The 20,657-nt window shown below is 34.8% G+C and carries 20 protein-coding genes; 10 read left to right on the forward strand and 10 right to left on the reverse strand.

Annotation, left to right across the window (positions count from 1 at the left end; translation table 11 throughout):
• Positions 1-5: 5 nt before the first annotated feature.
• Positions 6-539: an HK97 family phage prohead protease gene (locus ABWU75_RS05750; protein WP_253309059.1), complete on the reverse strand. Its 534-nt coding sequence runs from the start codon at positions 537-539 to the stop codon at positions 6-8.
• A gap of 650 nt (positions 540-1,189) precedes the next feature.
• On the opposite strand from ABWU75_RS05750, the gene ABWU75_RS05755 reads away from it, so the two are divergent.
• The 8 genes from ABWU75_RS05755 to ABWU75_RS05790 all read left to right on the forward strand — a co-directional run bounded on the left by ABWU75_RS05755 (position 1,190) and on the right by ABWU75_RS05790 (position 12,484).
• Positions 1,190-2,212, forward strand: coding sequence for an IS110 family transposase (locus ABWU75_RS05755; RefSeq protein WP_353286589.1), 1,023 nt, complete (start codon positions 1,190-1,192; stop codon positions 2,210-2,212).
• 940 nt (positions 2,213-3,152) lie between these two features.
• Positions 3,153-3,674 (forward strand): cytochrome b, encoded by a 522-nt coding sequence (locus ABWU75_RS05760; protein WP_353286802.1) that lies wholly within the window; start codon positions 3,153-3,155, stop codon positions 3,672-3,674.
• A gap of 5 nt (positions 3,675-3,679) precedes the next feature.
• Complete coding sequence (locus ABWU75_RS05765) at positions 3,680-4,675, forward strand: NAD(P)H-dependent flavin oxidoreductase (protein ID WP_353286803.1); 996 nt, start codon at positions 3,680-3,682, stop codon at positions 4,673-4,675.
• A gap of 109 nt (positions 4,676-4,784) precedes the next feature.
• The gene (locus ABWU75_RS05770) at positions 4,785-6,110 is read left to right on the forward strand and encodes a DUF350 domain-containing protein (protein ID WP_353286804.1); all 1,326 of its coding nucleotides are present in this window, start codon (positions 4,785-4,787) and stop codon (positions 6,108-6,110) included.
• 101 nt (positions 6,111-6,211) lie between these two features.
• Positions 6,212-6,583 carry a hypothetical protein gene (locus tag ABWU75_RS05775; RefSeq protein ID WP_187297371.1) on the forward strand — a complete coding sequence of 124 codons (372 nt, stop codon included), beginning with the start codon at positions 6,212-6,214 and terminating at the stop codon, positions 6,581-6,583.
• A gap of 44 nt (positions 6,584-6,627) precedes the next feature.
• Positions 6,628-8,982, forward strand: a complete 2,355-nt coding sequence (locus tag ABWU75_RS05780; RefSeq protein ID WP_353286805.1) for a type VI secretion protein — start codon at positions 6,628-6,630, stop codon at positions 8,980-8,982.
• Positions 8,963-11,869 (forward strand): hypothetical protein, encoded by a 2,907-nt coding sequence (locus tag ABWU75_RS05785; protein WP_353286806.1) that lies wholly within the window; start codon positions 8,963-8,965, stop codon positions 11,867-11,869. The genes ABWU75_RS05780 and ABWU75_RS05785 overlap by 20 nt, the downstream gene beginning before the upstream one ends.
• Positions 11,870-11,980: 111 nt before the next feature.
• Positions 11,981-12,484, forward strand: coding sequence for a hypothetical protein (locus ABWU75_RS05790; RefSeq protein ID WP_264731040.1), 504 nt, complete (start codon positions 11,981-11,983; stop codon positions 12,482-12,484).
• Here ABWU75_RS05790 and ABWU75_RS05795 read toward each other — a convergent pair.
• On the reverse strand, positions 12,481-12,972 hold the full coding sequence (locus ABWU75_RS05795) for an SH3 domain-containing protein (RefSeq protein WP_264687854.1): 492 nt from the start codon (positions 12,970-12,972) through the stop codon (positions 12,481-12,483). The genes ABWU75_RS05790 and ABWU75_RS05795 overlap by 4 nt on opposite strands.
• A 70-nt stretch (positions 12,973-13,042) precedes the next feature.
• Between ABWU75_RS05795 and ABWU75_RS05800 the strand changes: the two genes are divergently transcribed.
• The gene (locus ABWU75_RS05800) at positions 13,043-14,437 is read left to right on the forward strand and encodes a pyruvate dehydrogenase complex dihydrolipoamide acetyltransferase (protein WP_353287076.1); all 1,395 of its coding nucleotides are present in this window, start codon (positions 13,043-13,045) and stop codon (positions 14,435-14,437) included.
• 79 nt (positions 14,438-14,516) lie between these two features.
• On the forward strand, positions 14,517-15,233 hold the full coding sequence (locus ABWU75_RS05805) for a hypothetical protein (RefSeq protein WP_253307212.1): 717 nt from the start codon (positions 14,517-14,519) through the stop codon (positions 15,231-15,233).
• A gap of 45 nt (positions 15,234-15,278) precedes the next feature.
• On the opposite strand, the gene ABWU75_RS05810 is transcribed toward ABWU75_RS05805, so the two are convergent.
• The 8 genes from ABWU75_RS05810 to ABWU75_RS05845 all read right to left on the reverse strand — a co-directional run bounded on the left by ABWU75_RS05810 (position 15,279) and on the right by ABWU75_RS05845 (position 20,653).
• A complete protein-coding gene (locus ABWU75_RS05810) occupies positions 15,279-16,499 on the reverse strand; it encodes a P-loop NTPase fold protein (RefSeq protein ID WP_353286807.1) in 1,221 nt (406 codons plus the stop codon).
• 3 nt (positions 16,500-16,502) lie between these two features.
• The gene (recR, locus tag ABWU75_RS05815) at positions 16,503-17,102 is read right to left on the reverse strand and encodes a recombination mediator RecR (RefSeq protein WP_353287077.1); all 600 of its coding nucleotides are present in this window, start codon (positions 17,100-17,102) and stop codon (positions 16,503-16,505) included.
• 248 nt (positions 17,103-17,350) lie between these two features.
• Complete coding sequence (locus ABWU75_RS05820) at positions 17,351-17,767, reverse strand: hypothetical protein (protein ID WP_353286808.1); 417 nt, start codon at positions 17,765-17,767, stop codon at positions 17,351-17,353.
• Complete coding sequence (locus ABWU75_RS05825) at positions 17,760-18,047, reverse strand: zinc ribbon domain-containing protein (protein ID WP_253307215.1); 288 nt, start codon at positions 18,045-18,047, stop codon at positions 17,760-17,762. The genes ABWU75_RS05820 and ABWU75_RS05825 overlap by 8 nt, the downstream gene beginning before the upstream one ends.
• Before the next feature lie 89 nt (positions 18,048-18,136).
• Positions 18,137-18,625, reverse strand: coding sequence for a recombinase family protein (locus ABWU75_RS05830; RefSeq protein ID WP_264735839.1), 489 nt, complete (start codon positions 18,623-18,625; stop codon positions 18,137-18,139).
• A gap of 31 nt (positions 18,626-18,656) precedes the next feature.
• Positions 18,657-18,974, reverse strand: a complete 318-nt coding sequence (locus ABWU75_RS05835) for a recombinase family protein (protein ID WP_264328686.1) — start codon at positions 18,972-18,974, stop codon at positions 18,657-18,659.
• Entirely contained in the window at positions 18,968-19,144 is a 177-nt protein-coding gene (locus tag ABWU75_RS05840; protein WP_264731753.1) for a hypothetical protein, read from the reverse strand. The genes ABWU75_RS05835 and ABWU75_RS05840 overlap by 7 nt, the downstream gene beginning before the upstream one ends.
• Before the next feature lie 711 nt (positions 19,145-19,855).
• Complete coding sequence (locus ABWU75_RS05845; RefSeq protein ID WP_264687850.1) at positions 19,856-20,653, reverse strand: phosphoribosylformylglycinamidine synthase subunit PurQ; 798 nt, start codon at positions 20,651-20,653, stop codon at positions 19,856-19,858.
• Positions 20,654-20,657: the final 4 nt, after the last annotated feature.

Below are 20,657 nucleotides of genomic sequence, written 5' to 3' on the forward strand. Positions count from 1 at the left end.
ACACTTTAAGCAGAAATGTACATGTCTGTAAGTACAGCATTTGCTTTTTCTATCGCTCTTGCTAACATTTCCTGTTCATTGTTCTGATTTTTCACATTGATTACCTGAGCAGCTAAGTTTGCAGGAAAAGTGACCAAACTGACTTCCCATAATTCCACTTGTTTTAACACTCTAGCTCCGCTTTTATGATCAACATCATACTCTATAGGTATATAGCCGATGGAAAGTCCATTGATTACTCCAGTTTTGAGCATTAAGTACGCTTCCTTTGCTTTTTGGATGCCCAAAAGTAAGTGTGCGGTTATATACAGGCCAACATCATTTTCGCAAATATCTATAATATTACCTATAGGTTCACCTGGATTGTGCTGCCAAAGGAGTTTTATTTTATTTCTGTTTAAATTTTCCTTAAATGCTCCGGGTAAGATCAGGTCATTTTGTTTATCAACTATATTAAAAACGCTAGCATAACCAGAAAATACACCGTTTTCTCCTATGCTTTTTATTGACAATGGTGAATAGAGAAATTTCTTATTCATAAAGCCTCCTGTAGTATTGGGAATTTTGTTTGCACAATGCACTGCAATGTCAAATCTATTATATGCAGTTCTCTAAAAAGGGGAAGCACTTTTCTTAGTTACTAAAAACGCTAACTGGAATCCAGATTGGACACTGGGTTATAAAAGTATAGCTTCTACATCATACCGCCGCGGTATCTCTAGATCCCGCTAACAAGCAGCGGGATAACGAGATGCCACCGCGAACCGTCATACCGCCGCGGTACCTCTAGATCCCGCTAACAAGCAGCGGGATGACGATTGTCAGGGTGTCATCCCAGTGCCTCTCTATAATGTCATCCCAGTAGCCCCCTATAATGTCATCCCAGTAGCCCCTATAATGTCATCCCAGTGCGTGACACTGGGATCTCATTTTACTTTATGATGATGTCATCCCAGTGCCTCCTTCTTGTATCTTGTCAAAAGCATCTAATGTTTTAAGCTTAAGCATTAGGTGGAGAAGGGAGGAACTCTGTGCTTCCTCTTAGATATAAAATCTGTAGAGGAGATAAGAATTCCCTTCTCAAAAGTATAGGCTGGACGGTATCGTAGAAAGACCTGAATGGTTCTAATTCTGTATTCACAAGACTAGCCTTACTTTTCATTTTTAATGGTAACGTATGGGGTTATATATGATCAACAACTTTTTGGGCATAGATATATCAAAAGATCGCTTTGATGTTTTTCTCTCATTTATAAGCAAAAAAGGAAAGCGTGAAACTAGAAAAAGAAGCTTTAAGAACGATGATCATGGGTTTCAAAGTCTACTGAATTTTCTACACAAACATAATGTAGAAAAAGTAAAAACCTGCATGGAATCTACTGGTTGTTATAGCGAAGCACTGGCTGAATTTCTACACAATGCTGGACATTTTGTAAGTGTTGTAAATCCTTATTGCATAAAATCTTATGCAAGGAGTAAGCTGATACGACAAAAGAATGATCAGACCGATGCAGAAGTTATTGCTGATTATTGCCAAAGACAGGAACCTTCTAGTTGGACACCACCTTCTCCTGAAATGAAAAAATTAAAACATCTTTATCGTTGCTCAGTTGCGTTAAAAGATGAGTTAACATTAGTAAATAACCACTTAGAAAAAAAAGAGAGACTGCCTAAAGAAGTTGCAAATGCTTGGGAAGACCTTGCAATGAATATAGCTCAAAAAATAGAAACAATAAAAAACTCCGTACGTGAACTATTAAATCAACACAAAGAATTGTTGGAAAATTTTCAACTTCTATTGACTATTCCAGGCATAGGAGAAGAATCAGCAATAGCTATTTTAGCTGAAGTTTCTGATATAGAGGTTTTTAGAGATGCCAGGCAATTGGCAGCATATACAGGAGTTATACCACGAAATATGACGTCAGGTTCCTCTGTATATGCCAAACCCAGATTAAGTAAATCCGGTTCACAAACATTACGTAAGGCACTTTTCTTTCCTGCCATAGTAGCTAAGAATCACAATCCTATCATTATGAGCTTTTGCCAAAGATTAAAGGAAAAGGGTAAGCATAATATGGCCATCGTTGGTGCTGCAATGCGTAAGCTACTCCATATCATTTTCGGTATTCTGACATCCAAAAGTGCTTTTGATCCTAACCATATCAAAAACTACAGGGCTAGGAGGTTGACTGAAGGTTTAGTACTTTAAAATCAAAAATGCTTCCTATCTATCTTATGTAAAGTGGTATCTTACACAAATTTATTGAGTGTTGTTGGTTAGTGGATATGTTGATAAGTAAACTTCATCTGTTTTGTGCGTATAAAACTAATTTACTTATCAACATATCCACTAACTATAATCTGTGTACTGTTACACAATTGGAAGTATTTTTTGATTTTATGATGCAACTTGGGAAATTTTTATAATTTTTTTGTTGACTAACAAGACGGTATCTCCTGTCATCCAAGTAGCTTGACACTGGTTTACTTTATGATGATGTCATGAAAGTAGCTGACACTGGTTCTTTTTTTCTAGATCCCAGTGTCACGCACTGGGATGACAAAAAAAGGAGCACTGGAATGACAGCAGTCCCACGTCATACCGCGATTCATTCGCGGTATCTCTTAACATAGATCCCGCTAACAAGCAGCGGGATGACACCTCTCTTGGGCTCTTTTAGCTACAAACATTAAGAAATTTACCAAACGAAAAAAAAGGCAAAAGAAGCCCCGTGGTGCGAGTTTTGACTCTATATTACTGTAAGTGGCGCTGTAATAATGTGCTAACGCTTAAAATAAGCGCGATTTGGCTGAATGTAGAAAAAATTTAAAAGACATGCAGCCGCTATAATTTTATGTAATCCGCCAAAAAATACCCTAAGTTTTTTACTGAATTTTGTCATTGAGCCTGCAGGTCAAAAACAAGTTTTGAGTCAGAAATACCCTTAATACTACAATAAGGGGGCTGGCGGAGTTTGTCAAGGAAGTTTTGCATTTAATCCGTTTATGGCTTAGGTGCCGGCCAGCTATTTGACTCCCGGCTGGGTCGAATTTGTATAGCTACATTGTCGGTAAATCTAAATTGCTTTAATAATTTTGATTGAAAAATAGTTTTTCTATTATATAAATGCTACTTTAGGGTAATCAAAATGGAAGACGATAAATATAGCCTAGGTTTAAGAGTTATCCATTGGTTGATGGCTGTTTTTATTATTGGTATGCTTTGCTCTGGACTTTATATGAAAAGCTTACCACTTAGCAATGAGATTAAGTTCAACATATACGCTATTCATAAGGCTTGCGGTATCACTATTCTTGGACTAATCATAGTACGCATATTTTTTCGCGTCTTTACTTATGTTCCACGACTTCCAGCAAATTTTTCTCGGTTTGTAATCAATGCAAGTAAAACAGTACACTTTGGTTTATATTCTTTAATGGTGCTAATGCCACTATCTGGCTATGTTATGTCTTCTGCTTCTGGCAAAAAGATCAAGTATTTTTTTCATATCCCTTTGTTGATTAATCAAAACAAAGATCTAGCTAACACGGCTAATCAGCTACATTCGATGCTTGCATGTTTTATGGTACTCTTTATAATCTTGCATATACTTGGCGCTTTGAAACACACATTTACAGATAAGCAAAACATTTTTAAACGTATGATATAGGTTATATGTTAAGTAGCCTCTGGAAAAAAGGAACAGATTTTCTTGGTAGTGAGTTTGCGATAATGGGTGGTGCTATGAGCTGGGTTTCAGAGAGAAACTTGGTTTCGGCAATCTCAAACGCTGGTGGTTTTGGTGTAATTGCATGTGGTGCAATGTTTCCAGACCTATTGAAAAAAGAAATCATAGAAACACAGAAATTAACTAACAAATCATTTGGTGTAAACCTAATTACTATGCACCCAAAGTTGAGTGAGTTGATAGATGTGTGTATTGAAACGAAAGTAAGCCACATAGTTCTTGCCGGTGGACTGCCAACGAAGCCTAATATAGAAAAAATCAAGAGTGCGGGCATTGAAGTTATGTGCTTTGCACCAGCATTAAGCCTTGCGAAAAGGTTAGTAAAAATGGGAGTAGATGCGTTAATAATAGAAGGAATGGAAGCAGGCGGGCACATAGGGCCAGTTAGCACTTCTGTTCTCGCACAAGAGATATTGCCTCATTTTAAAAATGAACAAATACCAGTGTTTGTTGCAGGTGGAATAGGAAGAGGTGAAATGATAGTTAATTACTTAGAAATGGGGGCAAGTGGCTGTCAAATAGGTACATTATTTGTCTGCACTAATGAGTCAATTGCCCACAAAAATTTTAAGAAAGTGTTTATTAAATCAGCCGCACGTAATGCAATACCTTCTGTACAGATAAGTGCTGATTTTCCTGTAATTCCAGTAAGAGCTATAGCCAACAAAGCAAGTGATGATTTTATGAAGCATCAAAAAAAAGTTATTGATGAATACCAAAAGGGACAGATCTCAAAAGAAGATGGGCAGCTTGAAATAGAAAAGTTCTGGGCTGGGGCTTTAAGAAGAGCAGTAATTGATGGAGATGTTGAAACGGGATCTTTAATGGCCGGTCAAAGTGTTGGCATGGTTGATAGGGAAAAGCCTGTAAAAGAAGTAGTGAATATGTTAGTTCAACAAGCGAACAATTATATTGAAATGTAGAAGTAAATAGTTAACCATAATTATCCATAATATAGCATAATTGCCCAGTTTTAATGTAAAATTAACGCTAAAGGGGTATCTATACATTTTATTATGTATGGAGGAGTCTATGCCAAGTTCTAAAAAAGATATTAACCAACAATTGCGCGACACTATATACAAAAAGGTAACAAAAAAAACACATAGTAATCAAAGTCCAAAAAAAAATGGAGATGGAACTATCGCAAAATGCATAGAGTTGTTCAACAAAGGAGCTGACCCTAACGTATTAATTCAATTAGAAAAATCACTGAGAGAGCAAGAAAAATATCAAAAATACCATAATTATTACACCGAGAAATTTCTTCCAGCATTGGAAACAAAAGTGACAGAGTCAGAGGAATTAATGAAACCTTCAGTACTTAACAATGAAGAAAAATCATCACAAAGATCACCAACAATAAAAGCAAAAATATTAGGAATAATTTTAGAGATTACAGGGATTACCAATAAAAGTAGTGACAAAAATTATTCTAGTAGCACTATTCAAAATCAAAAAGGTTCTAGAAATAATCAAACAGATAGACAAGGTAATGTTATGAAACCATTTAACAAACAAAGTTTTTCTGGTGAAGTTCCAAATTCTACAAGTTCGGATATGACTCCTCAGGAAGAGGATTCTGTAGACAAGGGTGTAGGTGGAACAGGAATCTCTGGAACATATAATCCTTTGAGAAGTTCAGGTTATTATGGTGCTTTAATAACTCCTACATCAGAACAATCACAAGCAAGAAAGGAGATCCCACAATCACAATTGAATGGTTTCTCTAGTCAATCTGACCTTTCGATTGATTGTAAAGATTTAAAAAATGACTCAGATAGTGGAATAAATTCATCTGGCTTGGTATCAAGTAGCAGAAGGAGCAGCTTAACTTCAGTAGCAAGCAATTCATCTGAGGAAAGTGTAAGCTCAGCTGAAGAAAGTAATAGTTTGCAACCAAAGGATGAAGGAGAGACAAAATTAGCACACCTAACCAAAACCAGGCCCAAAGGGCCAAGCGGACGAAGATCTCCTTCTAAATATCATGAAAAGATTGAAGATCAAGTTAAAAAAGAGTCACCTCAGTGTGTGATCTCAGTGACAGGTAGTCAGGCAATGCAATCCGAAAAAAAAGAAGCTGCTAATTACGAAAATAAGAGTAAAGTTAAACAACCCAATAACAGAAATCTTCACGTTGCACTCGTAGCAGGTTGTGCTCTCTCTACAATAGGGTGCATTGTTGCAGGAGCAATGACATCAGGACTGGTAGGAGCAGGACTACTTGCTATGGCTGCAGTGTTTGCTATAGCAGCAGTAGCTGAATTGCATTCAAACTTCCTATCAAGTAAATTAACATCCATTAATGTGGAACCTCTTATTGATGATAAAAAGCTTACAGCATGTTCACATCTGTAAAAATTAAATATGTGTTACTTGTAGTGGATAAGTGAATTCAGTTCTTGCATATTGATATAAAAGTTGTTATATTTGAGGAATATTTAAAGGGTATTTAGTTGATGCGCATTCAATTGAATAAAGTTTTGGTTTTTATAGCCTTATTAAGTTTCATTTTTGCATCATATTCTAGCGAAGCTTCGGTGAGTGATGAATTAAAGGATGTACAAGAAACGGTAAAAGATTTTATTTCTTCATTTTCAATTAAAGATACTGTAGAAAATATGAGTCCTTCAACAATCATAGGGTTGTGTATAGCTGCGGTGATACTTGCAGTAGTGTTCAGAGGTCTAATCTTTTTTATGATAATGTTTGGTGTACTGATCATGATGTTTGGTAGTACAGAAAAGGCAACAGACTACTTAAAAGAAAAATTTAATTTTGCAAAAGATATAAAATTACAATCCGATAGCGAAAAAAAAGATAAAAATTAAGATAGTATTTTTATCTTTTTTAATTATCTTTATTGAATACGCATATGCAGCTAAAAGTACAAGCAATTAACTCTAAGTTTGAAAAAAAGAACAACTTAGCATTACTAGAGAGCATTGATTTAGATTTCATTCCTTATGCTTGTCATTACAATGAAGAAACTATACTAACAAAACAGGGAGAGTTGTTAAAAATAATCAAGTTAGAAGATTATTCTTCTGTTGATAATTACAGCGACCTTAGAACTGAAATTAGAAAAAGCATATCAAAAAATATTAATAGCCTATATTTTACCGTTTGGATTCATACTGTCCGAAAGCGCAATAAATTGAGCTTAAAATGGAATAAAACTGAAGACTTCTCTGATAAGCTACATTCAGCGCGGTTTGATAAACTCACTGATAGTAAATTACAGTATATAAATGAATTATATATTGTAATATTGTTTAGCGATTTTGGTAAGCATACTAATAATTCATTTTTTTTTAATAGAATAAAGAATAAGCATAAGCTGTCTTTACAAGAAAGCCACCAGGAGTTGCAAAAGATAACTGACTTAATTCACGATGATTTAGGACCTTTTGGAGCTAAAAAACTGGGTCTAAGATTTAGTGAAGGTAAAATATATTCTGAAATGATAGAATTTCTCCACTATATTGTTACATTAACGCACAAAGATTATCCAATACATGAAAGGGACCTGTCGCAATATATTAGAAATTTTAAAATAGCTTTTGGTTTCAATACGTTTCAGACAATCTTTGAAAATCAACAGAAATTTGGCTCTGTTTTCAGCATAAAGGAATACCGAGAAATCTCCTTAGGCAATACAGATAGGTGCTTGCAGCTTGAATCTGAATTTATCATTACAGAAATAATGATATTTACTAGTAATAGTAAGGCAATAAAAGAATTTAATAAACAAATTAACATGCTGCAAATTAGTGAGGATAATACCTTACTTAAAAGCTCAGGAATTGAAGAAATAATAGAGCTTGAAAAGACCTCTAGTCTAGACTTCTGCCAACAGAAAATTATTTTTACAATATTTGCAGACGATAGGAATAAGTTAGCCGAAAATATTAGTGATTTATCTTCTATAATGTCATTAATTGGCTTCATGATATTTAGAACTGATCTACATATGGAAAGTCATTTTTGGGCACAACTTCCGGGCAATTTTACCTTTATTACACAACCGAAAAATATATTAGCAAAATATGCTTGCAGTTTTGCTATGCTGCATGATTTTACGTCAGGTACATTAAAAGGAGGAAGGTGGAAAGAAGCGGTAACAGTTTTTTTCTCAAAAGAAGGAAATCCTTACTTCTTTAATTTCTATGGAAAAAGAAATAATGGCCATACTACGATACTTGGAGCTCCAAATTCAGGCAGAACTTCACTCATTAATTTCCTATTATCAGAATCAAGAAAGTTTAACCCAAGAATTGTCATATTGGATAACACTGGAAAGTCGATAATTTTTACTAAAGCAGTGAGTGGTAAATATTATATAATCGATCCGAAGTATAAGGACAAAAGCCTAAAATTTAATCCACTAAACATTGAAGATAGTGCTTCCAATCGCAATATGTTGGTTGAACTGATCAAAAGAATGGTAGCCGATACGAGCTTGGTGGACGTAGAAGAAAAGATAAGAAAAATTGTGGATTCTATATTTGCTATACCCAAGGAGTCACGTTCTATTGCGCAAATTTCTGAGGTGCTTTTGCTCCTCGGGGGTAAAATAAGTAGATGGTGTGACGGTGGTGAGTTTGCTTACTTATTTCAAGATGGTAATGAATCAGATATTGACTGGGAAACAAAAATTATATCTCTCAACACCGCAAACCTCACAAAACGAAAAGAATGTATGTCCGTGATACTTTACTATTTTTTATATTCTTTTGAGGCAAAATGTGATGGCTCGCCTGCAATACTTGTTTTGGATGAAGCATGGGAGATAAGTAATATCTTTCCTACAGAGAAAGAGTTTGATAACTGGATGCAAAGAATGACGGAACTAAATGTTGTAGTAATCCTAAGTACTGAAAACTTAAACCTCGCATTTGCTAGCAAATTTACTCAATATTTAGATAAACATGTTGATACAAGGATCTTGATGCCAAACGTCAATGCAAATAGGTTATACATGAAAGCATTTTCTTTATCGAAAGAGGAGCTGAATATAATTCTGCAGACGCCAACACAGGAAGGTTTATTTTTGATAAAACAGTACAAAGGGTTAGTAACTTTAAATTTAGATTTGAAGAATATGCAGGAAATACACGTACTTTCAGCTAACAAAGAGACTATAAAGTATATGTACGAGGCAATAAAGGAAAAAGGAGAAGAAGTTAATGAGTGGTTACCGGTGTTTTATGAGAAGTGTAAAGCTTAATTTCTTATTGATGTTCTTTTTGATACTTGGTCTTTCGTATCAAGGATATGCTGATTGTCCGCCTCTTGTAAAGAGTAATACTTGGTTCGAAGCAATAGTTAGCGGAGATTGGGTAAAAGAAATTAAAGTACAAGCAATAAAAGATCAAGGAGTTGATGGCTATTTTAATCCTAAAATTAGAGTATGTGCTTATGATGGAAAAAGTTATTGCTATGACTTAGAAACTGGAAAGTTTTGCCGCCAAATATATGGAACACAAAGTACAGGTGGGGGTGTTTCTGCAGCAGTTTTTATCGACTGGGAAGGAGATACAGTGTTAAATGATGGAAAATTTAAGGAAGGGATTGCGAAAGGTCTCGAGTGGGAGTGGGTAGATAATGTTACTGATGAAGAAAAAAGGAAATTTGCTAATTCCCCTAAGATATGTGCTTGCAGCCAAAAAGCAGCCTGCATGGGGGATTTTTTCTCATTTTTTACTAAAACAGGTGAAGGAGCAAATATTTTTCGCCCTGGATATATGGCAAATACCTGTGATACTTGCTATCAGAAAAAAGTAAAATGTGCCCCTGTGCCACTTGCACCTGGCCCCCCTCCGTTCTGTGAGCAACTTGCGATGTCACCTCCACAAGTTAGAATTGTTCCTATAACAGATGAAGACAATGATTACTTTAACCCTAAAGTTAAGGTAATCATTGGTGATCTGAAAGGAGGAGACGGAGAGATTGGAGAAAAATTAGATTTCCCTAAAGGGTATGGAGAAGATAAAGCTGAGTGGCGCTCTATTTTAGACAAAGATGGCATCACGTACTACTTCAAAACTTATAGAGAAAAAGATAAGCTCTGCGCTGAATACCTTGGAACTCAAAGTATAGATGAAAAAAATCCACAGTTCATCCGCTGCTTTCCGGCACCACCTACTCCAGAGCCTGAAGTAGTAGAGATAGTAAAAAGTAACACGCCTGGAAAACAGAGTAACACGTTAAAGATAAGAATGAAGATGAGTGAGAACACTTGTACTTATGAAGCACGTGGAACCTACAGCAATGGTTTATGTACTTTTAATGTTAATGCTGGTTCTTCTACAAACATTGGCCCTCTATCTTTAAAGGTAGTAAAACCGAGAATAGTTAAAAAAACAACTGATAGTAATAACGAAAAAAGTTATATTGATAATATTATAGAAGGTATATTAGAAAGTAATCCGCAACAATTTAAAGTTCTGAAAGAATATGACTATGTTCCTGATATTGAAACAGAATGTAAAGAGTTTCAAGGAAATAAATGCAAATTGAACAGCTTAGGACAACCAGAAGTAGAAATAAAATATAAAGAAAATTCTAACAGTAGAATGCTTTGTCTTTCTGGATGGCAGCCAGAACCAGAAGAGTTTGTTCTTGAAAGAGAAAATAAAATAATACCACTAAAATTAATGGGAACAAAATATATTAAATACAATGCTGTTTATTCAAAGGAATCAAATCGGTTCTATTATCTTCCAAGCAAGGAAAGGGAAACAGTCGACCTCTTAAAAATAAAAAGACTTCAAGATCAGTTGGATAAAATAATATTTAATAAGCAAGGGTATGTTTTCTTCCCTGACGACAATAAACAGGAAAAGGGGAAATGCAGTTACTGTGTAAAAAGAAATGATGAAATAGACGATGCATTTAAATCTAGTAAAGGACTGAAAATAGTATACAAATTGACGGATGTAGAGCATAGAGAAAAATGTAATCAAGGTGATGATGGTTGCATCTGCTCTGATGGAAAATGCAGCCGTTCAAAACAATATTTGAATAAAAATGAAGATGATAAGCCATTCTACTTAAGGTATGAGGAAGTGGATTGTAAAGATAAGGATGGTAAAGTATTAAGAGATGAAAAAAATGAAGTACAAAAGTGTACACAATTAAAAGATCAACTGATTAAAGCAGATAGAACAGAGGTCTTTTACGCTGATAAATTGTGTAGGTTCGATTTAGAAGGTTTAAAAAAGAAAGTAAAAGAAAAATTAAAAGAGATAATCAAGGAAAAGCTGAAAAATAAGAAACCAGATCTTGAAAAAAATAATGAAAAATCCTATGATCCTGAAAGTAAAGATGTTTATACAGATGACTTATCAATAATGTTTGACCGTGTTGAAATAGAAGCATGGGGAAGTGGTGAAGCAGGTCATATAAAAGATACACCCGCTAACTGCAAACATTATGTAGATAGTGCCACCGGGAAGAATGCCTGTTCCACTGAAACTAGAGCAGGAATGCCAGGCGATTATATTAAAGCTAAACTGAAAATTGACCCTAATTATCCTGTAATTAAGGTGAAAGTTACAGAGGGAGGGGGTAACCAGGAAAATAACTCCTCAGATAAGGACGGAGGACCTATTTTTATAAAAATGTGTCGTTCAGACAAACAAGATTGCAAGCCATTAATCACTGTTGCAGGTGGAGGTATGTATAGAACATATGGTCCTGAACGTACAAGTTATCGGTACACAATAATTCATGAACCGAGTTTAGAGTTAGCAAAAACAGTCATACCAGCAAGTGCATTGAAGTCTACTGAAGATAATAAAATAACATATATAGAAGATGGTCAAGTCAAGTATGAAATAATAGAGTGTGGAAGTGGTTTGAGAAGCAGTAAACCTGGTGCAGGTGGTTGCATTTATAAAAGCAAAGAAATTTATGGTAAAGGCTCTCCAGGGTATGTGAAGATTAGACCTATTATAAAGGAATTTGACAAAGAAGAAATAAATGATGCTATTGAAAAAGTGACAAGAGATCTATATGATCTTGAAGCTATGACTGATTTTTCGACGAAGGACCTTAATGTGAATATAAGAGAGAAAGTTGAAGAGGAAATCAAAAAAGAATTGTTAAGGTAAAAAGATATAACTCTGAAAATTATGCTCTCGTTTTAATAATTAATTAAAGTAAAGCATGTAGTAAATGGTGTATCTTAACAAAAAGGTATAACGAATGTAGGAGGGTACTTTATGTCTCTAAAGAATAAAATTTCTGAGCTAATAGAACAACAATTTAGCATTAAATACCATGACAATTATTTGGCTTACACTATACACAAGTGGGCTGCAAATGAAATATCTAATTCTATTGCTTTTTGCATAATTGGTTGTGGAAATTGCAAGATTGGATATCAAGATGTTGCAAATTCATTCAACATAACAAAAGAAGAAATTGATCAAGATAATATTGCAAGCATAGAAAGCAAAATAAAAAGTGAAGCTGAAAAATCAGGTAGTGAGTTTCTTAAGTTGATTTCTAGAATGGATCAATCGCTAAGAGAACAAAGTGAAAAGTCTATTGTACAAATTTTAAACTCATCTGCTGAGGAGATGTTACAGAGTTTTTGTGACAGCACTATATGGCAAAATAATTCTCCAGAACCTCAAGAAGTTAGTGCAACTCCTGCTTCATCTGAAGAGTCTGCTACAGAAGGTCCGGAAACTAGTGTTAATCCAGATCCTTTATCAACCTAATCAACCCCATATATATGTTTTTTTTGTACCCATGCTTTACGTTTTGGGGTGGAAAGAAAGCACCATTCTTCGTTGCATTTTTCTATTTTCATTACAACGAACTTGTCTATTTTCATAGTAATCTTGCTGTCTACACTCTGTTTTTGATATCCATAAGTATCTTCTTTTATCATTGCGTGGTGCTTATCACTAAGCAGATTGCCTTTTATCCATCCGCAGTCTTCATCTATATCGCAGACCTTTTTCCAACTCTCAAACTCTTCTATCACTTTCAGGGGCAGATTTTTGCAAGTGTATATCCATTTTACAGGATAGTGAAACCCTGGCCCCGTTCTCATGTTGATTTTATTTGATTTGGTTGAAACAAAGTTATTAGCAAACAAGCTATGGCTAAATAATAAAAACAATAGGATAATAGTACTGAACCAAGATCCCAGTGTCACGCACTGGGATGACGTGAGGGATAGTGTAACAGACTTATTCATCATAATTCACGATTAGATTGACATAAGATAAAGAGTAAATTAAAAATTGAATAGATCTTTAAATGCAAAATCAATGCCTATAGAAATATTAATGCCTGCTCTTTCACCGACAATGAGCAAAACTGGAGGAAAAATTGTAAAGTGGCATAAAAAAGAACAAGACAAAGTTGAAGTAGGCGACGTAATTGCTGAGATAGAGACTGATAAAGCCATAATGGAGTTTGAATCTATAGATGAAGGAGTTTTAGCAAAAATTTTAGTAACAGAAGGAACAAGTGGCGTGCCTGTAAATCAACCGATAGCTTTAATGCTGGAAGAAGGAGAAGATGAAAGTGCACTCGGTAACTATGTTTCAGCTTCTGCTAACAATATTGAAGCTAAGAAAGAAGTTGAAACCAATCCCTCAGTGCCATCCAATTCCTCAATGTTACCCAACTCTTCAATATCATCCAATTCTTCAATATCATCCAACCCTCCAATGTCATTCAACTCTTCAATATCATCCCAGTGCGTGACACTGGGATCCAACTCCTCAATGTCATCCCAGTGCGTGACACTGGAATCTAGAAGAAAAGAAGCATGGATCCCAGTGTCACGCACTGGGATGACAGAGGGTTATGTAGAAGGTAGAATAAAAATAAGCCCATTAGCTAAGAAAATAGCTCAAAATGAAGGGGTTAATGTGCAGCAATTAAAAGGTACAGGACCATATGGTCGCATAATTAAGGCTGATGTGTTGGAGTCTTTAGGTAGTGGTACACGCATTGAAAGTCGTGAAAGGCCCGAGGAAGATACCATGGTTGAAGTAAGCAATATGCGCCAAGTGATAGCACAGCGCTTAACTGAATCCAAACAGAATGTTCCACATTTTTATTTAACTGTAGACTGCCAGGTTGATAAGTTAATATCGTTAAAAAACGAGATTAGCTCAGCAGATGAAAATAACAAAGTAACAATTAATGACCTAATCATAAAAGCTGCAGCTTTCAGCATGAAAAAATTTCCTGATATAAATTCTTCGTGGATAGATAATAAAATACTTAAATACTCGAATGTAGACATTTCAATCGCTGTGGCACTTGAAGATGGGCTAATTACTCCTATAGTAAAAAATGCTGATAAAAAGGGTATTTTATCTATATCAAAAGAAGTGAAAGATTTAGTAAGCAGAGCAAGATCTGGAAAATTAAGGCCAGAAGAATTTCAAGGAGGTGGGTTTACTATTTCCAATTTAGGAATGTTTGGTATAAAAGCCTTCAGTGCTATAATCAATCCGCCGCAATCTTGCATTATGGCAGTTGGTTCATCCAAAAAACAACCAATAGTTATAAATGAAAAAATAGAGATAGCTGAGATAATGACAGTAACACTTTCTGTTGACCATAGAGCAGTTGATGGAGCATTAGGAGCAAAATTTTTAAATGCCTTTAAGCATTATATAGAGAGTCCTCTGGCGATGCTTATTTGAAACCTATTAGCATCGTTATTACAAAATTAATACCTCTAAGTTTATAATTCTACTAGTTAATAGGCTTAGAGGTAAAAAAATGAATACTACAGTAGAAAAAAATAATCCAAAAATTTTTCCTAAAAATGAAGGAAAGATTAACTCAAAAGGCATGGTTGCCCCACCGGTACCACCAAGAGCACCAGAGACCAAGTTATCGTCGCAGAATGAGTTAGAAAAAATAGTAAAGCTTAAGAAAGTTGCTCCACCTGTTCCTCCGAAATCTTCCCAAGCTAAATTTGCTGGAATAAAAGCGATTTTTGAGCGAAATGCATCTCATTCCCAAGCAAATGATAGTAATAAAACAGTAAGTAGCAATCTTGGAAGAACATTTGGCCCAACAATGCAAAAACTCATGAAAGACAATATTCATAGCACTTCTAACAAACAACGCCGTGATTCAGGGGATAGTGGTATCAGTGATGTTAGTAGCAGTACTCTTGATAAAAAAGCTAAAGCTTACAATCCACTTGATTGGAATCCAATCTATCAAGGTAAAAAGCGCTTTAGCTTAGACAATATGTCGAGTAATTCGTCTTCATGTAGTGAAAAAAGCAATATTTCAGATATAAGCGATAAGTCTAATAATTCAAACATTGTCAGATGTAATATTACTAGGAGTAACAGTAAGGAAGACCTTCGTAAACCTGATGCTTCACATAATGACAAATCTGCAGGTAAAAAATTATCTAATGTCAACGTAAGCGAATTAATCAGAAAGTTTGAACAAGGTAATAACATAGTAAAGGGGCGTTAATCAAATATTACCCTATCTTTGTATATGCAAAGGTAGGGTATCTTTTCAAAATATTATATCCTTTATAGCTTTGTTAATTTTTGATTCCTTCTCTGCAAAAGCAGCTTCTAGAGAGGTTTTAAGTTTTTCCCATTCCTCTTGACCATTTAGAATTAAAGATTTATATTCATTTTCAATTTTTTCCAATGCTCTTTGACATGAGGAATCTAACTCCTCATACAAATCAGTATTTACTGATTGCAGTATTACCAAAAACGAAAACAAATTTGGAGCAGGTAATTCTTCTCTTGTGTAATTCAGAAGACACAGCTTTATTTTTTTTACGCAGTATTCTATTGTTTTTAACGATAGTAAAAGGCTTTCTGCATAAAATATAAAACTATCTACAATCAAATTTTTTGACTTTTTCGGTAATTTAATATTTTCAAATAGTTCTTTTGTAAATTTTTCTATCGGTTGCTTCGGTAAATGTAAAGAGAGATCAGTAAAAGATTTTAGGTCAAAATTTGGTCCAAGTATCGTGCTAATGGCTTTATGCACATTGCTCTTATCTTTACTTACAGAAATAATGAAAACCAGCCCCTCCACATCAAGCATATACTTTATAGATTCCAAAAAATCGACAACGAATTTAGGGCGGCACACATCAAGATTATCCACCATTATATAAATGTTTTTGTCTTTTCTAATTCTATTAACTACTTTTGCCAATTGTGTTTTAAAATCCTTAATGTTTTCTTCTCTTCTTTGAAGAGTATTCAACTCTCTCAGTACAGAACCAATATCTTTCCTATCAGCCTCTTTTGTAGCGTCAAGCAATACGGAAAGCATAGCAAGTGGAGATTTACTGATCAGCTTTCCTAGTGTGTTTAGAGAAAATAGTTCTTGGTTTATGTTCTTGAACTGTTGTATAACGCTTCTTTTTACTTCATACGATGCAAATAAATCTTCAAATAGAAAATTTAAAAAAGAAGGAAGTGGTTGATCCAGTGCATTGATATCCCATGCGTTATAGTAAGCTGCAATTTCATTTTGCTGTTTTAACTCTTTTACCCACTCTTTCAGAAAAAACGTCTTACCCCATCCGTCATATCCTTCTAAAGATATTACTGTAAAAAACTGATCAATCGTTTTAATTATAGTGTTGAATTTGCCTGAAAATTGCTTATAGTTTAGACGGTCATTTTCCCAAGCCGCCACTTGAAGTGGTGGCGCTGTTTCTTTCTTCTTGAACGTTATTAACGATGCAAGTTTTTTTAAGCACATACCTTATTTTATATTTAACTCATATTCTTGTCTTGAAGTGAGGGCTGCTTTTAACGTTCCTTCATCTAGATAGTCAATTTCTCCGCCCATTGGTATGCCGCAAGCAAGACGTGATATTTTCACATCCAAATTTTTTAGCAATTCAATTATATATTGTGCAGTAACTTGACCCTCTAATGTCGGATTAATTGCAATAATTATCTCTTCAACTTTAGATTTTGTCACTCTTTCCAGAATAGTATCAAGGTTAAGTTCTTTTGGACCTATGCCGTTTATTGCAGACAATCTGCCCCCCAAAACATGGTATAAACCTGAATATATATTTCCTTTTTCAAACGCCCATAGATCACCCAATTCTTCTACTATACACAGTAACTTAGTGTCACGTTTTGGGTTAGTACAAATAGAACAAGGTGATTTAGTATCTAGATTTCCGCAAATCTCACATTCTACTATAAGATCTGCTAGCTCTTTAATCAAAGATACAAGTGGTAGCATAACTTTCTCTTTGTTTTGGAGTAAATGTATAACCAACCTGCGTGATGATGATGGTCCTAAACTTGGCAATTTAGAAAAAGCATGAACTAGATTCTTTATGTTAATGTTCATTCAATAAATTCAGAATAGTTCATCAAATGGTAACATCAAACCCTTTGTAAAGAAAGTGGTAAGTTTCTCTTGATCCCACTTTGATTAGCTATAGAAAAAATTTTTTACTCTAATGCAAAAAATTACTTCCGCACACTTAAAGCCTGATTATAATAGACTTCTTGCATAACCCAAACTAAGTAGAAAAAAGGTATAGCTGACCCAAGCGAGACGTCATACCGCCGCAGTATCTCTAGATCCCGCTAACAAGTAGCGGGATGACTACCCCTACAACAACATTGCAAGTATTGATTTTTCTCCCCATGAGAAGAGTCTGGAAGCTCTTTCACTCTAAACACGATGTTCACATCCTCAAAATTAATCTCAATTCGCTTAACTAACGTTCTAATAATATCACGTTTAGTTAGCCAGTCTGCATTATCAAGACTTGAGTTAATACTAGAGGAAAATCCCTCTAAATTTGTTACTATTAGAGTGAACTCTTCTGTGAGTTTTTTCTGATCAAATATCTTTTTCTTTTGTTCTTCAACCATTTTTAAGTTTTGTTTCATTGCTCTAATTCTTGGCTCAAATTCTTCTTGATCAATATATTCTTGAGCATCACTATCAATTAACCTTGCAATACCACGTTTTAATTTATCTTCTTGTGCTTCAAGCAAAGCGCTTTTTTGATCTAGTGGTAAGTTCTGAAAGTCTTCGTTTATACTCCTCTAATATTCTATTCGGATTTTTTAATAGATGCTTTACTTCTTCCCACACAGCTATGTCTAATGTATCTGTACGAATTAATTTGTTGTTACACATTTTATTACCACCAAAACGGCGTGCCAATACAACGATAATACACCTGATTATTAGTTTTTTTCCCTCCTTATTCCTTGCAGTGCTAGTACCATAATATGCATAATTACAAAGCTTACATACTACTAAACCTTGCAATAAATATCTTGCTCCTCTTTGTCTTGTTCTTGCTATTTTTCTATTCTCTGCTAATTGTTCTTGAACTATATCAAATAAATCTTCGTTTACTATACTAGGTACTTTAATATAAATCCAATCCTCTTTTGGAACAGGATAAGTAGAATAATTATCTTTTGGTTGCTCGCAGGAGTTTTTTTTGGTCTTATATATTTTAATTTTACGCCTAACCTTGTTTTACCAAAAGCTGCTTGTCCTCTATAAGCAGAGTTTTTTAACATACTCAAAACTACAGCCCTATCCCAATATTCTTTTCCTGTTCGCGTCATAACGGACATAGCACTTAGCCCACGACATACTTCTCCTATACTCGCTCTTTCTCTTCCTACCCAAAAAAATACTTTACGCACAACTTTAGCTTCTTCTTCATAAATTTCAAATAAGGCTTGTCCTGTCTCTGTATTTTTATTTATATAATGATAGCCATAAGGAGCAGCTCTCATTACACTTATATAACCCTTATTGGCTGCATAAATCTTTCCTCGGCAGCTTCCTTCCATGATTTTTGCACGTTCATATTCTGCTATCATACCTTGCATTTGTAATAGTAATTGAGATTCTGGATTATCGCTAATTTAAAAAAATGACTTCTACTCCTAGTTTCTTGAACTCTTCAAGTAATACCATCTGATATGCATACTTGCGAGATAAACGATCAGGAGAATGAATATAAACCTTATCAATGCTACCTTCTGCTATTTTATCACGTAATTTTTCTAAACCAGGACGGATTATATTAGAACCATTATCAATAAATTTATATTCATTTAATAATTTATGTCCGTCCATACTAATTTGATTCTCTATAGCAGCAATTTGACTTGCTATTGTACCTTCTTGTGCTTGTCTCCCTGAAGAAACTCTTGCATATAATCTAACTGTTACCATTTAACCCTCCTCAAATCTACTTTCTTACATTCAGAGTTTTCTTCCTTTTTGCTCACTTTTATTGGTTTACTTAACACTAATTTTTCATATGCATCTAATAGATACAACTCTGCTAATCTATTCACTTCATAACTATAACGAATACAAACTATTAATTTCTTGTTGCCCATTAGCTCTCCCATATGTTATTCATCGAGACATATGGTTATTTGATCACTAGCTCTATAAATAAATTCAACTCTCTGTTCTTTTTATAGAAGCTTTTGGGAAATAGTTTTCTCAAGTTTCAGATTTCTTCCAATATTGTTGGCGGAGTCCCTACGTCATACCGCCGCGGTATCTCAGCATAGATTCCGCTAACGAGTAGCGGAATGACGATTCTTCAAATCGTCAAGGTGTCATCCCAGTGCCCTGACTACTTGGATCCAGAAAACTTAACTTTAAATAAGTGGCTGCATAATAAAGACTAGATTCCAGCGTCACGCGCTGGAATGACACCATTTTCGGTCTCTTAAGTTGCTTTAGCTACAAACATTAAGAAATTTACCAAATAAAAAAAAAGGCAAAGAACTCCCGTGGTGCGAGTTTTGACTCTATATTACTGTAAGTGGCGCTGTAATAATGTGCTAACGCTTAAAATAAGCGCGATTTGGCTGAATGTAGAAAAAATAAAAAAGACATGCAGCCGCTATAATTTTATGTAATCCGCCAATAAATACCCTGAGTTTTTTACTGAATTTTGTCATTGAGCCTGCAGGTCAAAAACAAGTTTTGAGTCATAAATACCCTTATTATCATAATAAGGGGACTGGCGAAACTTGTAAAGTAATTTTTTGCAATATCAGGGGATAATTTCGACCATAAACCCCTACCAATAAATTTTAACAAAAATACTTTAGTGCATTTTCAAATATAAGCATTCCATCACCATATTTTGGCACAGCAATACCTAAACGCTTGCTCTTTTCTTTTTCAAGAGGCCAATTATCTTGCTGAGTAAAAAATATTCCCCTCTCTGGATGGGGCATTAAAGCTAGCACTCTTCCACTTTTATCTGATAAAGCTGCTAGGTCGTATGTAGATCCGTTCGGATTGTAAGGAAATTGTAGGTTAGCATAGTTGCCATTTTCATCAATGTAACGTAATGCGGTGGAATTGCTCTCAATCAATTGGTTCAAAATATCTTGATCCATAAAAAATTTGCCTTCCCCATGAGCAATAGGGAGATATAGTTCACTCAGGCCCCGTAGCCAAACAGAATTACTCTGCGGATTAACTCCCACTCTAATCCAACGGCATTGATAATTGCCTATATCATTATGGATTAAAGCTAGACTAGAGAACTCTGGAATTAATTTTACTAATATCTGACAACCATTACATATTCCTATAATCAGCTTGTCCTGAGATAAAAACTCTTGAAACTCATCCAACAAGTTGTTTTTAATACGTAAAGCAAACGCATTACCAGCACCAGTGTTATCACCATAGGAAAAACCTCCTGGAATTGCAAGTATATTGCTTAATTTCAGTTCACTTGGATTATCTATGATATCATTAATGTGAACGATTTTTACTTCAATATTACTAATACCAAGTTTTCTGCTGCATTCCATAAATGCAAATGCGGTTTCTTTTTCGCAATTTAAGCCATAACCAGATAGGACTGTGATTTTCATGAAT

The organism is Wolbachia endosymbiont (group A) of Anthophora plumipes (genome assembly GCF_964028115.1).
Classification (GTDB): Bacteria; Pseudomonadota; Alphaproteobacteria; order Rickettsiales; family Anaplasmataceae; genus Wolbachia.

Coding starts and splice junctions, on each gene's coding strand:
- ABWU75_RS05750 (WP_253309059.1), bottom strand. CDS start 539: ATGAATAAGAAATTTCTCTATTCACCATTGTCAATAAAAAGCATAGGA.
- ABWU75_RS05755 (WP_353286589.1), top strand. CDS start 1,190: ATGATCAACAACTTTTTGGGCATAGATATATCAAAAGATCGCTTTGAT.
- ABWU75_RS05760 (WP_353286802.1), top strand. CDS start 3,153: ATGGAAGACGATAAATATAGCCTAGGTTTAAGAGTTATCCATTGGTTG.
- ABWU75_RS05765 (WP_353286803.1), top strand. CDS start 3,680: ATGTTAAGTAGCCTCTGGAAAAAAGGAACAGATTTTCTTGGTAGTGAG.
- ABWU75_RS05770 (WP_353286804.1), top strand. CDS start 4,785: ATGCCAAGTTCTAAAAAAGATATTAACCAACAATTGCGCGACACTATA.
- ABWU75_RS05775 (WP_187297371.1), top strand. CDS start 6,212: ATGCGCATTCAATTGAATAAAGTTTTGGTTTTTATAGCCTTATTAAGT.
- ABWU75_RS05780 (WP_353286805.1), top strand. CDS start 6,628: ATGCAGCTAAAAGTACAAGCAATTAACTCTAAGTTTGAAAAAAAGAAC.
- ABWU75_RS05785 (WP_353286806.1), top strand. CDS start 8,963: ATGAGAAGTGTAAAGCTTAATTTCTTATTGATGTTCTTTTTGATACTT.
- ABWU75_RS05790 (WP_264731040.1), top strand. CDS start 11,981: ATGTCTCTAAAGAATAAAATTTCTGAGCTAATAGAACAACAATTTAGC.
- ABWU75_RS05795 (WP_264687854.1), bottom strand. CDS start 12,972: ATGATGAATAAGTCTGTTACACTATCCCTCACGTCATCCCAGTGCGTG.
- ABWU75_RS05800 (WP_353287076.1), top strand. CDS start 13,043: ATGCCTATAGAAATATTAATGCCTGCTCTTTCACCGACAATGAGCAAA.
- ABWU75_RS05805 (WP_253307212.1), top strand. CDS start 14,517: ATGAATACTACAGTAGAAAAAAATAATCCAAAAATTTTTCCTAAAAAT.
- ABWU75_RS05810 (WP_353286807.1), bottom strand. CDS start 16,499: ATGTGCTTAAAAAAACTTGCATCGTTAATAACGTTCAAGAAGAAAGAA.
- ABWU75_RS05830 (WP_264735839.1), bottom strand. CDS start 18,625: ATGCAAGGTATGATAGCAGAATATGAACGTGCAAAAATCATGGAAGGA.
- ABWU75_RS05835 (WP_264328686.1), bottom strand. CDS start 18,974: ATGGTAACAGTTAGATTATATGCAAGAGTTTCTTCAGGGAGACAAGCA.
- ABWU75_RS05840 (WP_264731753.1), bottom strand. CDS start 19,144: ATGGGCAACAAGAAATTAATAGTTTGTATTCGTTATAGTTATGAAGTG.
- ABWU75_RS05845 (WP_264687850.1), bottom strand. CDS start 20,653: ATGAAAATCACAGTCCTATCTGGTTATGGCTTAAATTGCGAAAAAGAA.